Origin of the sequence: Bacillus sp. HMA207 (assembly GCF_003402455.1) — a bacterium.
GTDB classification, from domain to species: Bacteria; Bacillota; Bacilli; order Bacillales; family Bacillaceae_G; genus Bacillus_A; species Bacillus_A cereus.
This window is the reverse complement of sequence record NZ_BEZT01000001.1, coordinates 2,172,318-2,187,391: the sequence shown is the minus strand read 5'-3', so window position 1 is coordinate 2,187,391 and position 15,074 is coordinate 2,172,318. Positions and strand designations below refer to the sequence as shown.

The window sequence follows — 15,074 nt, the reverse complement described above, 5'->3', positions numbered from 1 at the left end:
ATAGGAATCCAACTTTTTAGGTTGAAATTCTCTTAGCATACAAAATTTTTGGAATTCTGGCAGTATTTCACCACTATCAAGCTAATAAAATAAAAATTCACTGACTATTTAAAGTAATTAAATGCAGTGGATTTTTATTTTTGGAGTACATTAAAATTTTAAATTGGTGGCCATGTTATTCTACCCCATTCTATACAGTTACTCATTTTTATTGTGTTGTGTAACTCAAAAGAGGAAGTGTTATGAAGCTATGGATATCAAAGGCTGTAGCATTTAGATTAGTTACACAAAATATAAGATATGGGTAAGTGGAGTAGTATGTTAATATACTTAATATAGAAATTAAATAATGTAATGGATTGAGGTGGAAATATGGGAGTTGATTCAACATTTACTGTCCCAGCAATAGTTGCTTTGGGTACATTTGTGTTATTGCACTTTGTCATTGAACCTAGAAAAGAAAGAAAAAGGAAGAGAAAAGAAAAATTCAAAGAATTATACTCACCACTGTATATGATAATAAACGCTAGGTTGTCTTTGATAAGGACACATGGCAGACGTAATGGTGCAAAAGAATTATATTTTTCTGATGCAGGATCACCACCATTTATTAATGATAATTATATGATTGAATTTACCTTGGAGAATTCTTCATATGCAAGTTTTAAATTATTAAATGAATTAGATGCTTATATTCGGAGTTGTACGGAATCAGGTGGTGGTGACCATGAAAAGGTTGAAGAGTTAATTAAAATAGTGGTAAAAGAATATCAACAATTAAGGAAAGAATTAAAATTAGAATATGATAAAAGTGAATTAGAAACAGGGATTCCAAAATCTATACAACTATTAAGAAATTTACATAAAAGATAAGTGGCAGAGTCGTGACCGCTTTTTGGCAGGAAATATGCCGGTTGTTTTGGAATTAACGTGATATATTTGTATTGTGAGAAGTGGCGGAAAACACAACTCATAAATGTTCCTTTATAAACTATATGTTGTTTAAACGGTTTCATAATGATGGCACATAAAATCCGAAACCAGCAGATGGTAATGATTGAATGGTACCGTTATTAGGGAGAGCTTTTGCTCTTCTTTCAGTTACTTAATATTGTTGAAGCGGATGAATATAACGGCATTAAGTGATTGGAAGAAGAATAAAACTTCATTTACCGTATTTATATAGTAATAAAAAAGAAATTAAAGAAGAAGAAACTGGTACACGGTTGCTCATTTATAATTTATTCCTGTATATAAATGGTATAAAATTAGATTATCTAATATATAGGGGGGAATATGATGGGTTTTAAAGATAAGTTAGATTCGTTCAATACACCAGAAGAGGTAATTGATACCGTTGGGGACTTTTTAGGGAAGGGACATGAAGTGGTTGATACACTTTCTGAATATAGTCCTTATGTTAGTTTTCTAAATAATTTGATGAATAAAAGAAGAGAACATAAGTGTAAACAATTTCTTCAAGGATTAGCTATAAAGATATTCTCAAGAGAAGATCTTACTTCTGACGAATTGCAAAAATTAAATGGTCTATTAGATAAAGATGCTAATAGAATTTTGGTACTAGATATTTTAGAAGAGGCGACAAAAACAGTATCTGATATTTCTTCAAAAATTTTAGGAATTATAGCTGGTCAAGTGCTAGATGGACAAAGAGAATTTGATTATAATGATTGGATTCTTATCAACGGATTAAAAAATATGAATGATTGGGATTTGAAAAATTTCAAGAAAGTGTATGTGTATTTTGAGTTATATCCAAATGAGGAAGCTGTAAATACTGCATGTGTGTACTTGGATTTACCAATAAATGTGTTCGCTGAAAGAGAAGACTTATTAGATCCGCAACTTAGACAAGATGAGGAATATAAAATACTAAAGTCTTCTTTACTACGAATAAATAGTTTGCAAATTTTGAGTACAGGGGGAACTCGCTGGCTTGATGATGGTGCATCATTTATAAGAAGTCAAGTTGGAAACGAATTATATAATTTAATTAAATTACTTGATGAAGTATAAACATTTTCACATAAAAAAAGGGCAACAAAGGAGAACATTATGCCTGAAAAACGTACTTTATATTAATAAATAATCAAGTGAAAAGAGCATCCATTCGGGTGCTTTTTTATTTTAAAGGAAGCTGAAAGTGATGCACGTTGTTATTTTTGACGGAAGAACACTAGGCGAAATGTTTGATATATTAGATAAATTGTTTAGTAATATGAGTGAATTTAAAATTTAAAAAGTGAAATAAATTAAAAAGTCATTACGATAATCAAATTTATTAATATTAAAATGTATTATTAATGTATAATTGTAGGAAGGGGGTGATTTAATGGATCCAAATATTATCGTCGCAATTATAAGTGGTATTGTGACAGTTATTGTGGGCATTATATCGGCAGTAGCGGCTTATTATGGTGCAATAAAAGGATCGCAACTTCAAATTGAAAAAGCGCAAAATGATGCAGCAGAAGCAAAAAAAGAAGAAGAGAGATTGTCTAGGAGATTTATTGAGACGTTTTTATATTCTGAGATAAGTGGCAATCTAGAGATAATCTCAACTGGAGTAATACAGGCTTTCAAAAATAAATCGGATGAGACATTAGTTGGTGGCTATATCATTAGTGAATATGATTTTAAAGAGGATACATATAATGAAATTAAGCCTCAATTAAATAAAATTAACGATTTAGTATTTGTTGCAGATGTTATGTCGATATATCAATGCTTTAGGAAAATAAATCGAATTAAACGTATTCATGAAATGAAAAGTGAAGAAGCATTAGAAATCTATAATTCATTGAATAAGTGGAGTAACAAATTAAATGTAGAGCATCTCAATTAGAGATGCTTTTTTATTTTATAAAAATCAGCATAAGGAGTGAGGGGAGATGTGTGAGGTTAACTATTACCATACTTCTAAATGTTTAGCGAGTGGTCATCAGGATAGAGTTAATTATCCATCTAAGGAAGAATATCAAGAAGTAACTGTTTGTCCGAAATGTAATGATGCATTTGTAGGTATGTTTAAGTTAGGGAAGTACAAACAATCGGATGATATAAAAGATAATGAAGAACCATTACTAACGATTACATTAAAAGATATAGATGCTGTACCAATAGTTCATTACAAAGGCGAACAGATAGATAGAAAGTTACGTGTTGCATTTGATTGGGAAGCACAATCGATGGATAAGATTAATCGGACATATATTCATGTTGAACATGTACCAACTGATAATAAGTGTTGCAATACTGAAATCATCCAACATAATCATCCTATTGCGGGAGAACAGGTAGAGTTGTATCGGTTATGAAAGAATATAAAACCAAACAACAGAAGCGTAAGTTCTATGACAGTGGTGAGTGGAAGAGTACACGCGAACAAATAAAGAAGCGAGACAACTATGAGTGCCAGGAATGTAAACGTAACGGTCGTGTTCAAACAGATACCAATGAGTACAGCGAAAGTGCAAAGCGTAAGAAGATACAGTTAGTTGTCCATCATATAAAAGAACTAGAATATCATCCAGAACTTGCACTTGATATTGATAACCTTGAAACAGTCTGTGTGAATTGTCATAACAAAGAACATGGAAGAGTTTACGAAAAGAAACAAAATAAATGGAAACATGATGAAAAGTGGTAAAACAATTTAAAGATAGCACCCCCCCTTAAAATATTTCATCAAAAAATGCTCTAAGGGGCACCGGAGGAGGGGGTCGATTTTTCAAATTTAGAACCAAATTCGCGCGTTATATCAAATTGGAAAACGATGTAAATCAGAAGGGAGGGATATTGTGGCTAGAGTGAAGCGTGAAACAATGAGAAAAAGGATTGAAAAGGATCTAACAAATCAATTAAAAGAAAAAAAGATTGTAGGTAATCATTATACTGACTTAATTCAAGACTATTTATCGTTGTGGGATTTAAAGTGTGTTCTTGTTGATGATATTGAAGAAACAGGAATAAAAGTATCTGGCATGCATGGTCCGAAATCCAATCCTTCTATTAATGATTTACATAAAACAAATGATCGAATGATAAAGATTTTAGATGCACTTGGATTAGAAGCATCGGCAGAAGAAAAGAAAGTTCCTTCAAAACCTGTGCGCTCAGTTAAAGATTTAACATGATTCAAAATAATTATGTCACTGAATATATTGAGATGTATCGCGCAGGGAAAATTAAGCTGAATAAAGAGCGCATAATGCTAATTGAGTACCTGGAGAAATACATTTTAATACGCGATGATTTGTATTTCGATAATGAAATGCATGAGGACTATATAAAATTCACTGAGAAATGGTACTTTGAATTGCAAGCATTTCAAAAGTTCCTAACAGCATTCGTTTTTCTTTTCTATAAAGAAGATGATTCTGTTTTTTACGAGCAATTTTTAATTATGATGGCTCGTGGTGGTGGTAAAAACGGTTTAATTTCATCATTATGCCATTTCTTTATTAGTCCGCTGCACGGAATAGATCGATACAATGTTTCAATTGTGGCGAACAACGAGAAACAGGCCAAAGTTTCTTTTCGTGAAGTCTATGATGCTATTAAAGGAAAAGAAATACTAGAAGATATGTTTTATCGAACCAAGGTAGAGATACTGAGTAACGATACGCAAAGCATTATTCAATATCATACATCTAATGCTGGTTCTAAGGATGGACTTCGTGACGGTTGTGTTATTTACGATGAAATACATCGATATGAAAACTTTGATGTAGTAAATGTATTCTCTAGTGGACTTGGAAAAGTGCCAAATGCTAGAGAATTTTTTATTGGTACAGATGGCTTTGTCCGCGATGGATTCCTGGACAAAACAAAAGAGCGGGCGATGAATATTCTAAAGGGGAAAGATTTAGAAGATCCATTATTCCCTTTCATTTGCAAGATAGATAATCCAGAAGAAATTGATAATCCTGATGTATGGGAAAAAGCGAATCCGATGTTTAGCGAGCCGAGAAGTTCTTATGCTAAACAATTATTTAAAAAGGTATTAACTCAATATAAACAATTAGAAAATAATCCTTCAAACCGTGAAGAATTCATAACAAAACGTATGAATTATCCTGAAACAGATTTAACAAAGTCTGTAGCTTCATGGGAAGAAATCATGCGTACTGGTTTTGAAGAAGATGGGGAAACGCTCAGAGAGGTTCCAGATTTAAAACATAAAGTAGCTGTAGGTGGACTCGACTTCGCCAGCATTAAAGACTTTGCTGCGGTTGGTCTACTCTTTAAACATGGTGAAGATTATATATGGAAAGGTCATTCATTTGTACGTAAAGGATTTTTGGACAAGGTGAAATTAAAAGCACCTATATATGAATGGGCTGAAAATGGCTTACTAACTATTGTGGATGAACCAGTTATTAATATCTCTCACATTGTAGATTGGTTTGTAAAAATGCGTGAGTTATACGGTGTTAATACGATTGTAGCCGATACATTCCGCCTTGATCTTGTCAAAACGGCACTTGAAGCTGAAGGATTTATATTGTTGTATATCCGTAATCCAAAGGCAATACATTCTCTTTTAGCACCAAGAGTTGAAACGTTGTTTGCAAACAATCGCATTATTTTTGGAGATAATCCATTGATGCGTTGGTACACTAACAACGTCTACGTCCACATCAAAAAAGACGGCAACAAAGAGTATCTGAAAAAAGATGAATTTAAGCGTAAAACAGATGGATTTCAAGCTTTTATTCATGCGCTATGGCAAGCGGATAACATTCTTGTGGATGAATTCGACTTTATGTTAGATGGTATTAAATTCTAATAAAGGGGGTGATAATCATTGGATGGCTAGATGCAGTATTTAAAAGAAATAGTGAAGTAGGATTTATGTTTGATGTGGAAATGTTTATTGAGAAAGCCAATAGAGTACACATGAAGCGACTGGCGATTGATACCTGTATATCCTTTTTAGGGAGAACAATTAGTCAGTCAGAATTTAGAGTGAAAAATGGTGAAGAATTTGAAAAGGATGAGCTTTACTATCGATTAAATGTCAGACCGAATAAGAATATGACAGCAAGTACCTTTTGGGAGAGTTTCATTTACAAACTTATTTATGATAATGAAGCTTTGATTATACAAGCGGATGATGGCGATTTACTTATTGCTGATGACTTTGAACATAATGAATATGCTGTGTTTGAAGATACTTTTACAAATGTCACTGTAAAAGATTATCAGTTTAAGAGAAGTTTTAAACAAAGTGAAGTTATTCATTTAAGATACAGGAATGATAAGTTATCACCTCTTATCGATGGTTTGTTTACTGATTATGGTGATTTATTCGGTAGAATATTAAGTTCTCAAAAACGTAAGAATCAAATTCGCGGAACAGTTGATATGGACATGCTCGCTGCAAAGAGCAAAGAACATCAATCAAAACTGCAAGAGTTTATTGATAACATGTACAAAGCGATTGGAGAAAAAGATGTCGCTATCATTCCACAACAACCAGGTTTTAAGTATGCTGAAACGTCAGGTGGAGCGAGTTCTGGGCAGAGTGTGGAGGAAATTAATAAAGTAACAAATGGCTTCTTAAATCAAGTAGCAATGGCTTTTGGTATTCCAACTGCTTTGATATATGGCGAAATGGCTGATGTGGAGAAGCAAACGAAAAATTATATGCTTTTCACAGTGAAACCTCTATTAAAAAAGCTTTCTGATGAAGCAAACGTTAAATTTTTTGAAGAAGAAGAGTATCTTTCAGGACAAAAAATTGAAGTTAAAGCTGTTTCTTATCAAAGCATATTTGATCTTGCGACAAGCATCGATAAACTCATTTCTTCAAGTGCATTTACAGGGAATGAGATTCGATTAGAAGTAGGATATGAAGTTTCTGATGATCCTAACTTAAATACACATCATATTACGAAAAACTATACGAAACTAACTGAATCTGAAGGAGGTGAGAATACAAATGACGGTGAAAATTGACGTTAAAGGGCCAATCATTTCGAATGATGAAGCTTGGATTTATGATTGGTTTGAAATAGATGCGACAAGCCCAGGTAAGATTACAAAACAACTGGATAATGCAAATAGTGAGGATTTAATTGTATCGATCAATAGTCCTGGCGGTTATGTAGATGAGGGTTCGGAAATTTACACAGCATTAAAAAATTATCCTGGTCATGTAGAAGTTCAAATTGTTGGTTTGGCAGCAAGTGCAGCTTCTGTAATTGCGATGGCTGGTGATAAAGTTCGAATTTCTCCAACAGCAAAAATCATGATTCACAACGCTGCTAAGTGGCATGGTGGAGATCATCGTGACATGGAAAAGGCAGCCGAGATGTTAAAAATAACAGATCGAGCAATTGTAAATGCCTATGTCATTAAAAGTGGTAAATCTGAGGAAGAACTACTTAACATGATGGCTGAAGAAACTTGGATGGGTCCGCAACAAGCATTAGAAAGCAATTTCGCGGATGAAATCATGTTTATGGAGAATCCAGTTAAAATGACGGCTTCAACGGCTACTGCTGCCATGCTTCCGCAGAAAGTAATCGATGGCTTTAGAAATGGAACCATGAACAAAGGCCAAGGAATTACAAAAGAAGATTTAAATGCAGCATTATCAGGATTGAAAAATGAAATCCTGAATGATTTACAAAACAATATAGAAGAACAACCAAAGGAGCCGAATCCTAAACCTGTAAAAAACAGTGGGATTAAAGGGCTCCTTTTAAAATTATAAAAAACGGAGGAAACACATAATGGTTATTAAATTTAATAAATCTGAAGCATTTAATAAGGCAAAAGCAAAATTGACGGATACTTTAACTAACGCGGAAAGCACAGAACAAGAACAGACGTCAGCGTTTGAAGGTTTCTTTGATGCACTACAAACAGATGTAGCAAATACAGTTCGTGAACAAGTAAATAACGATATGCTTGATCGTTCCATTTTACAGCAACGTGGTCAAAATGTTTTAACTTCATCAGAAACAACATTCTTTAATGCAGTTGTTAAAGAAGGTGGATTTACAGATGGCTCAATCCTTCCTGTAACGACGCAAGAGCGTGTGTTTGAAGATTTAGTTACAGAACATCCCTTATTAGCTGAAATTGGTTTGCAAGACTTAGGAGCAGTTACGAAGTTTATTTACTCTGATGCAACGAAGGCGTATGTATGGGGCGAATTATTCGGGGAAATCCGTGGACAAATTGATGCTATCTTCAAACAAGAAAAAATTGGCCAACTTAAATTAACTGCATTCGCAGCTATTCCGAATGATATGAAGGAACTTGGGCCGGAATGGATTGAACGCTATGTTCGAACTGTTTTAGTAGAAACATATTCTGTTGGTCTAGAATTTGGTTTTATTAATGGTGGCGGATCTGTAGCACATCAACCAGTTGGTTTAATGAAAGATGTAAATCCAGAAACAGGCGCTGTTACTGATAAAAAATCTTCTGGCAAATTAACATTTGCTCCCTCTGATAAAGGGGAAATTGTAGCAGGCGAACTTTATGAAGTAGTAAAAGCTTTATCTGTTGATGCGAAAGGGAAATCCAGAAAAGTATTAAATAAAATTGTAATGGTAGTTAACCCGATTGATGCGATTGGCGTACAAGCACGTAATACAATCCAGACCGCAACAGGTCAATGGGTAATGGCATTGCCTTATAACATTAAACCTGTAGAGTGTGAGGAAGTTCCTGTTGGTAAAGCATTATTCTTTGTAAAAGGACAATATATTGCTGCAATCGCAGGTGGATACAAGCTAAAAGAATTTGATCAAACATTAGCTTTCGAAGATGCTACTCTTTATACAATTAAACAATTTGCTAATGGGAAACCGAAAGATAATAAAGCGGCTCTTGTTTACGATTTAGAAATTTCATTTACACCACCAACTCCACCAGCAACTAAATAAGGAATGATGTAAATGGAAACAGTAATTTCAAATGAAATATTACAGGAATTTAAAGATAGGATGCACTTAGGGGATGAGGAAGATGGTAACCTAAAGCGCATCCTTTCTACGTCTAACAAGGCATTAATTAGGGTTTGTGGGAATTATGATGTAAATAAAGACGAGGAGTTCAAAGAATTAGTCTTTGAACGTTCTCGTTATGTTTATAACGATGCATTAGAGTATTTTGACAAGAATTTTTTAAGTCAGATTAATAGTTTAGGTATCGATAAAGCATTAGAAGAAATTAAATTGGACGGTGATTAATATGCGTCCTTTTCAGTACAAAAAACCACTGAATACAGGTGATTGTAGAAATCGAATTATCATTGAGCAACCTGAAGTAATAAAAGATGATTTGAATCAAGAAGTTGAAACAGGTAATTGGCAAGAAGTAAAAAAAGCATGGGCAATGATAAAAACGGTAAAAGGTTCAGAGTACATTGAAGCTTCGGCTTCACAGTCTACACGAATTTATCGGTTTGTAATTCCCTATACAACAGGAATTACAGAATTAATGCGAATTAAAATGAAGGATCGTATCTTTGACATTATCGAACCGCCAATGAATGATGATGAATTGTATCAAACATTGACTATTATCGCAAAGGAGCATGTTTAATATGAATGATTTTGCGAGCGAACTTGCTAGAGAATTGCAAAGATATGCAAATGTTGTGGAAGAAGAATTACTGACAGCGCAGGAAGAAGTTGCTGATGTTGCTGTGAATAAATTAAAGCAAAATAGTCCTAAAAAAACAGGTGCTTACCGTAAAGGGTGGCGTAAGAAAAAAGAAGATAATGGTGTTGTTATTCATAATACTCAAGGACAATTAACACATCTTTTAGAAAAGGGACATGCGAAAGTTGGCGGTGGACGTGTTCCGGCTCAAGTGCATATTCGTCCAGTTGAAGAGTATGTAATTAATGAATTACCAAGACGGATTGAAAGGGCGCTTGAATAATGACATTAGGTGAATTAATAAAAATTCTTGAAGCTACAGGATATCCTGTGGCTTATTCGCATTTCACAGCAACACCAGGTAACCCAGTTCCAGCGCCACCATATATATGTTTCCTTGTGGATGGATCAGCAAATTTAATGGCTGATAACAAGGTGTATCACAAAATAAATGATTTAAATATAGAGCTTTATACAACTAAAAAAGATTTAGTCACAGAAGCAAAACTTGAAAAGGTCCTGGACGATCATGAGATACCTTATGACTCGTATGGGACATTTATTGAATCTGAAAAAATGTATCAAAAAATATATGAAACGAGGTTGATATAAATGAATGAAAATAAAGTAGCTTTCGGTCTGAAAAATGTCCACTATGCACTCTATGACATTAAAGATGGTGTAGTTACATTTAGTACACCGATACGATTACCAGGTGCGGTTGAATTAACATTTGATCCACGAGGGGATTTAATTGAGTTCTATGCAGATGACATGCTTTACTACGCAGCAAGTAATAACCAAGGTTATGATGGGACGTTATCTATTGCGACTATTCCAGAGCAATTTGCAGTTGATGCATTAGGAGAGGAATTAGACGCAGAAGACGGTGTATTAAATGAATTAGCTGACGCAAAAGGAAAACCATTTGCTTTATTGTTTGAATTTGATGGCGATGTACGAGCGACTCGACATGTTATGTTTAACTGTTCAGCAAGTCGTCCAACGATTGCATCTAAAACGAAAACTAATTCAGCGGAGCCAAATACAAATGAGCTTAAATTTGTATCAAGCCCTATTGATATTAATGGAAAACGTATGGTTAAAACGAAAACTACAACAAAATCAAAACAAGAAATCTATGATAATTGGTACAAAAAAGTGTATACAAAAGTACCTGCATTAGCAAAAGGGGCGTAAGTGAATGGAAAAGACAATTACAATAGATGGAAAACAAGTTAGATTAAAAGCTACAGCAGCAACAGTTAAACGATATAAAGCACAATTCAGACGTAATTTATTTGCAGATTTGATGGGTTTAGGGGCAATTAGTACATTAACTTCACCAGATGGCTCACAACAACCTCTTGATATGTCTAATGTTGATTTAAGTAATGTAGATTTTGAACTTATTTATGACCTAACTTGGTTATATGCTAAAACGGCTGATCCAAATATTCCTGATCCTATGACATGGCTAGATGGATTTGAAGAATTCCCAATTGAAGAAATTATGCCTGAAGTTATGGAATTAGTTCAGGTTACTATGGGAGCAAAAAAAAAATAAAGAAAAACAATGGAGAGCAAGGGACATTCAGTGATGAAGAATTTACCACTGAATTGTTTCTTGCTCTTTGTTATAAAGCAAATTTAACACATGGTGACTTAGAAGAAATGACCGTAGGTGATTGCTTTGATTACATTGCTGAATTCGCTGAGTTAGAGAATCCAGATAAAGAAAAAGTTAGAAAAGCAGGTCAAAAAGACTTCGATTCATTCTAAGAAAGGGGTGAGAAAATGGCAGGAAGAATTAAAGGGATTACGATTGAAATTAATGGTAACACTCAACCGTTACAAAACGCTCTAAAAGATGTTAATAAACAAAGCGATTCTTTAGCTAAGGAACTAAAAGATGTCGAGCGTTTGTTAAAGTTCGATCCTGGTAATGTGGAGGCACTTTCTCAAAAACAAAAATTACTTACACAACAAATAGAAAATACAACGCAAAAGCTAGATAAGTTGAAAGCAGCGGAACAACAAGTACAAGCTCAATTTCAAAACGGTAAAATTTCTGAAGAACAATATCGTGCATTCAGACGTGAAATTGAATTTACAGAAGGATCGCTTAATGGTCTGAAAAATAAACTCGGAAACATGAAAGCTGAGCAAGAGAATGTAGCGAGTTCTACAAGGCAATTAGAAACATTGTTTAGAGCTACAGGAAAAAGCGTTGATGATTTTGCAGGAGCATTAGGAAATCGTCTTGTGAATGCAATTCGAAATGGAACAGCTACAAGTCGTCAGTTAGAGCAAGCGATTGGAATTATTGGCCGTGAAGCGTTAGGGGCAGAAACAGATATAGAGAAATTACAGCGAGCACTACGATCTGTAGATGCTGGTAATTCAATTCAGCAAGTACGAAATGAACTGAGGGATTTACAACAAGAAGCCGGAAGAACTGAGAAGAAGTTTGAAGGTCTAAAAGTTGGATTAGAAAATGTTATCGGTGGAATGGCAGCTGGTGGCGGAATGGCAGCAGCTGTTGAAAAAGCACTTGATATGTCAAAGTTAAAAACAAAAATTGAAATAGGATTTGATGTTCCTGAATCCTCAAAAAAATCAGTAGAGGATGCTGTGAGAGGAATTTCAGCCTATGGATTAGATGCAGAAGAAGCACTTGAGGGTGTAAGAAGACAATGGGCTTTGAATAAAGATGTTAGTGATGAAGCAAATGCTTCTTTCGTAAAGAGTGCAGCTGTTATTTCTAATGCTTATGCTGGCATTGATTTTACTGAATTAATTCAAGAAACGAATGAAATCGGTAATGAATTAGGCATTTCACAAGAAGGTGCTCTTGGTATGGCTGATGCCTTATTAAAAATGGGTTTTCCACCGGAACAATTAGATATTATCGCCGAATATGGTGGTCAGTTAACGCGAGCAGGATACAACGCTGAAGAAGTACAAGCTATTATGGCAGCTGGGGTTGAAACAGGAACCTGGAATATCGATAATTTGCTAGATGGACTGAAAGAAGGTCGTGTAAAAGCGGCTGAATTCGGTCAAGGTGTCGATAAAGCAATGACAGAAGCCCTTGAAGGTACACAAATTTCAGCAGAACAAGTTCAAAAATGGGGTCAAGCTGTAGCTAATGGTGGTAAAGAAGGTTCAGCAGCAATGACCGAGATTGCACAAGCTCTATCGCAAGTTGATGATGAAACAAAGCGTAATGAATTAGGTGTTAAGTTTTTCGGAACAATGTATGAAGATCAAGGGCAAAACATAATTAATACTTTGCTAGGTGCGAAAGAGAAAACAGTAGATTTTGGGAAGCAACAAGATAAACTGAATGATTCTATTAAGAAAATGGATGCAAACCCAGCAGTTAAATTTCAAAAAGCGATGCAGGATTTACAAGTTGCGCTTCAGCCAGTTCTTAGTGTCATAGCGGATGTCATCTCCAAAATAGCTGAATGGGTTTCAAACAATCCAAAGTTAGCAGCCACATTAACAGCTGTCGCAATGGCTATTGGTATAATCTCAGGTGCAATTATGGCGCTTGCTCCTATAGTCATGACAGTCATGAGCTTTTTTGAAATTGGAGCTTTAGCAGCAGCCGGACTTGTTGCTATTGTCCCTATTATTATCGCAGCTATAGTGGCTCTAGGAATTGCTATTTATAAAAATTGGGATTCTATAAAACAGTGGACTATAGATATGTGGAATTCTATTAAAGAATATTTAATAGAACTTTGGAATGGCATCGTTCAATCCTCTAGTGAAGCATGGAATTCATTTTTAGAAACAATGCATGCATTTTTTGATCCGATAGGTCAATTTTTCAGCGATTTATGGACAGGTATAGGTGAGATATGTAGTACTACCTGGAATTCTATTGTTGAATTCTTTTCTGGAGCTTGGGCTTCATTCACTGAAATGATGCATAGTTTCTTTGATCCGATAGGTGAATTTTTTAGTAGTTTATGGTCCGGAATTGTTGAAACGGCGTCTTCTTGGTGGACTTCTTTAGTTACAACAGCTTCTGAATTGTGGGGAACACTCGTACAAGCTTGGCAGGAAACGTGGAATACTGTACTTACGGTCTTAGACCCTATCATTTCATTGATTTCTACGGTCCTAGAGGCAGGTTGGTTATTAATCCAAGCAGGTGTACAAATTGCGTGGGCAGCGATAAGTCAGTATATTATTCAACCAATCCAAGAAGCTTACAATTGGGTGAGTAAACAAATTGGCGAAATGGTTACATGGCTTGGTACACAATGGGAAATTGCAAAAGCCGTGGCTCAAGTTGCATGGGGATTACTTAAGCAATATATTATTCAGCCAGTCCAGGAAGCTTGGAGTACAACAAAAGAAAAATTCAGTGATTTGATTTCTTGGTTAAGCTCACAGTGGGAACTTGCTAAATCGTATACTCTTATGGCTTGGAATTTGGTTAAACAGTATGTAATTCAACCTGTTCAAGACTTGTGGAATACAACCAAGCAAAAACTTGGTGAATTAGCAAATTGGATATTAAGCAACTGGGAATCTATAAAATCTTATACACTTACAGCTTGGAATTTAGTGAAGAAATATGTAATTGATCCTGTCACTGAGACGTATAATCAAGCCAAACAAAAATTCACTGATTTATATAATTCAGCTAAAGAAAAATTCGATTCCGTAAAGAGTGCGGCACAAGAAAAATTCGAAGCAGCTAAACGTTTTATTATTGATCCAATAAAAGATGCAGTTGACAGTGTAGAAAAGTTTATAGGGAAAATCAAGAGTTTCTTTAGTGACTTGAAGTTAAAGATTCCTAAACCTGAGATGCCACCTCTTCCACACTTTAGCTTGCAAACTAGTACAAAAAATATTTTAGGAAAAGATATTACATTCCCTTCTGGACTAAATATAGATTGGCGTGCAAAAGGTGGTATCTTCACTAAACCCACTATCTTTGGAATGAATGGTGGAAACTTGCAAGGTGCAGGAGAAGCCGGAAAAGAAGCGGTTTTACCATTGAATAAAAAGACACTTGGAGATATTGGCGCAGGAATCGTAGCAGCCATGCCGCGACAACAATTTGCTATATCAGGAGAAATAAATCAATTAATGGGTGATATGAGTCGTATGATGGCTAGTTCTATGAATCAGCTATCCGGATTAAAGTCTGTCATGAGTGGTGTGTATGGAAGTATGTCAAACAGTAGACAAGCCATGACAAATAGTGTATCAAATCAAGTCATTAATAACTCTTTTGGTTCATCAGGTGGTGGAGTAATTCCAATGCTTGGTGGTGATTTAATTGTGGAAGTACCTGTTAGTTTAGAAGGAAGAGACGTTGCACGCGGTACGTATCGTTATACAACCGAGTATCAAGATAGAGAAGCAAAAAGAAACTTAGACTTTTAGGTTTGGGT

The 15,074-nt window shown here is 34.9% G+C and carries 18 protein-coding genes; all 18 read left to right on the top strand.

The window, feature by feature from the left end:
* Positions 1 to 372 precede the first annotated feature (372 nt).
* The 18 genes from HMAS_RS11465 to HMAS_RS11385 all read left to right on the top strand — a co-directional run bounded on the left by HMAS_RS11465 (position 373) and on the right by HMAS_RS11385 (position 15,066).
* Positions 373 to 873: a hypothetical protein gene (locus HMAS_RS11465; RefSeq protein WP_116344832.1), complete on the top strand. Its 501-nt coding sequence runs from the start codon at positions 373 to 375 to the stop codon at positions 871 to 873.
* 423 nt (positions 874 to 1,296) lie between these two features.
* On the top strand, positions 1,297 to 2,037 hold the full coding sequence (locus HMAS_RS11460) for a hypothetical protein (protein ID WP_162871150.1): 741 nt from the start codon (positions 1,297 to 1,299) through the stop codon (positions 2,035 to 2,037).
* 316 nt (positions 2,038 to 2,353) lie between these two features.
* Positions 2,354 to 2,866, top strand: a complete 513-nt coding sequence (locus HMAS_RS11455) for a hypothetical protein (RefSeq protein ID WP_116344830.1) — start codon at positions 2,354 to 2,356, stop codon at positions 2,864 to 2,866.
* Positions 2,867 to 2,912: 46 nt separating this feature from the next.
* A complete protein-coding gene (locus tag HMAS_RS11450; protein WP_116344829.1) occupies positions 2,913 to 3,338 on the top strand; it encodes a hypothetical protein in 426 nt (141 codons plus the stop codon).
* A complete protein-coding gene (locus HMAS_RS11445; protein ID WP_116344828.1) occupies positions 3,335 to 3,670 on the top strand; it encodes an HNH endonuclease in 336 nt (111 codons plus the stop codon). The genes HMAS_RS11450 and HMAS_RS11445 overlap by 4 nt, the downstream gene beginning before the upstream one ends.
* Positions 3,671 to 3,821: 151 nt before the next feature.
* Entirely contained in the window at positions 3,822 to 4,157 is a 336-nt protein-coding gene (locus tag HMAS_RS11440; protein ID WP_000124848.1) for a P27 family phage terminase small subunit, read from the top strand.
* On the top strand, positions 4,154 to 5,812 hold the full coding sequence (locus HMAS_RS11435; RefSeq protein WP_000615714.1) for a terminase TerL endonuclease subunit: 1,659 nt from the start codon (positions 4,154 to 4,156) through the stop codon (positions 5,810 to 5,812). The genes HMAS_RS11440 and HMAS_RS11435 overlap by 4 nt, the downstream gene beginning before the upstream one ends.
* An 8-nt stretch (positions 5,813 to 5,820) precedes the next feature.
* A complete protein-coding gene (locus HMAS_RS11430) occupies positions 5,821 to 6,984 on the top strand; it encodes a phage portal protein (RefSeq protein WP_414635040.1) in 1,164 nt (387 codons plus the stop codon).
* On the top strand, positions 6,968 to 7,744 hold the full coding sequence (locus tag HMAS_RS11425; protein ID WP_116344827.1) for a head maturation protease, ClpP-related: 777 nt from the start codon (positions 6,968 to 6,970) through the stop codon (positions 7,742 to 7,744). Before HMAS_RS11430 ends, HMAS_RS11425 begins: the two co-directional genes overlap by 17 nt.
* Before the next feature lie 19 nt (positions 7,745 to 7,763).
* Entirely contained in the window at positions 7,764 to 8,927 is a 1,164-nt protein-coding gene (locus tag HMAS_RS11420) for a phage major capsid protein (protein WP_098213917.1), read from the top strand.
* A gap of 12 nt (positions 8,928 to 8,939) precedes the next feature.
* Positions 8,940 to 9,233 carry a hypothetical protein gene (locus tag HMAS_RS11415; RefSeq protein WP_086401727.1) on the top strand — a complete coding sequence of 98 codons (294 nt, stop codon included), beginning with the start codon at positions 8,940 to 8,942 and terminating at the stop codon, positions 9,231 to 9,233.
* A 1-nt stretch (position 9,234) separates the two neighbouring features.
* Positions 9,235 to 9,588: a phage head closure protein gene (locus HMAS_RS11410; RefSeq protein WP_061457257.1), complete on the top strand. Its 354-nt coding sequence runs from the start codon at positions 9,235 to 9,237 to the stop codon at positions 9,586 to 9,588.
* Position 9,589: 1 nt separating this feature from the next.
* Positions 9,590 to 9,931, top strand: a complete 342-nt coding sequence (locus HMAS_RS11405; protein WP_061457258.1) for an HK97 gp10 family phage protein — start codon at positions 9,590 to 9,592, stop codon at positions 9,929 to 9,931.
* Positions 9,931 to 10,260 carry a hypothetical protein gene (locus HMAS_RS11400; protein ID WP_116344826.1) on the top strand — a complete coding sequence of 110 codons (330 nt, stop codon included), beginning with the start codon at positions 9,931 to 9,933 and terminating at the stop codon, positions 10,258 to 10,260. The genes HMAS_RS11405 and HMAS_RS11400 overlap by 1 nt, the downstream gene beginning before the upstream one ends.
* Complete coding sequence (locus HMAS_RS11395; protein ID WP_086401729.1) at positions 10,261 to 10,848, top strand: major tail protein; 588 nt, start codon at positions 10,261 to 10,263, stop codon at positions 10,846 to 10,848.
* A 4-nt stretch (positions 10,849 to 10,852) separates the two neighbouring features.
* Positions 10,853 to 11,215, top strand: coding sequence for a hypothetical protein (locus tag HMAS_RS11390; RefSeq protein WP_086401730.1), 363 nt, complete (start codon positions 10,853 to 10,855; stop codon positions 11,213 to 11,215).
* 53 nt (positions 11,216 to 11,268) lie between these two features.
* Positions 11,269 to 11,430: a hypothetical protein gene (locus HMAS_RS27920; RefSeq protein ID WP_086401731.1), complete on the top strand. Its 162-nt coding sequence runs from the start codon at positions 11,269 to 11,271 to the stop codon at positions 11,428 to 11,430.
* Between the two features lie 15 nt (positions 11,431 to 11,445).
* Complete coding sequence (locus tag HMAS_RS11385; RefSeq protein WP_116344825.1) at positions 11,446 to 15,066, top strand: DUF2207 domain-containing protein; 3,621 nt, start codon at positions 11,446 to 11,448, stop codon at positions 15,064 to 15,066.
* Positions 15,067 to 15,074: the final 8 nt, after the last annotated feature.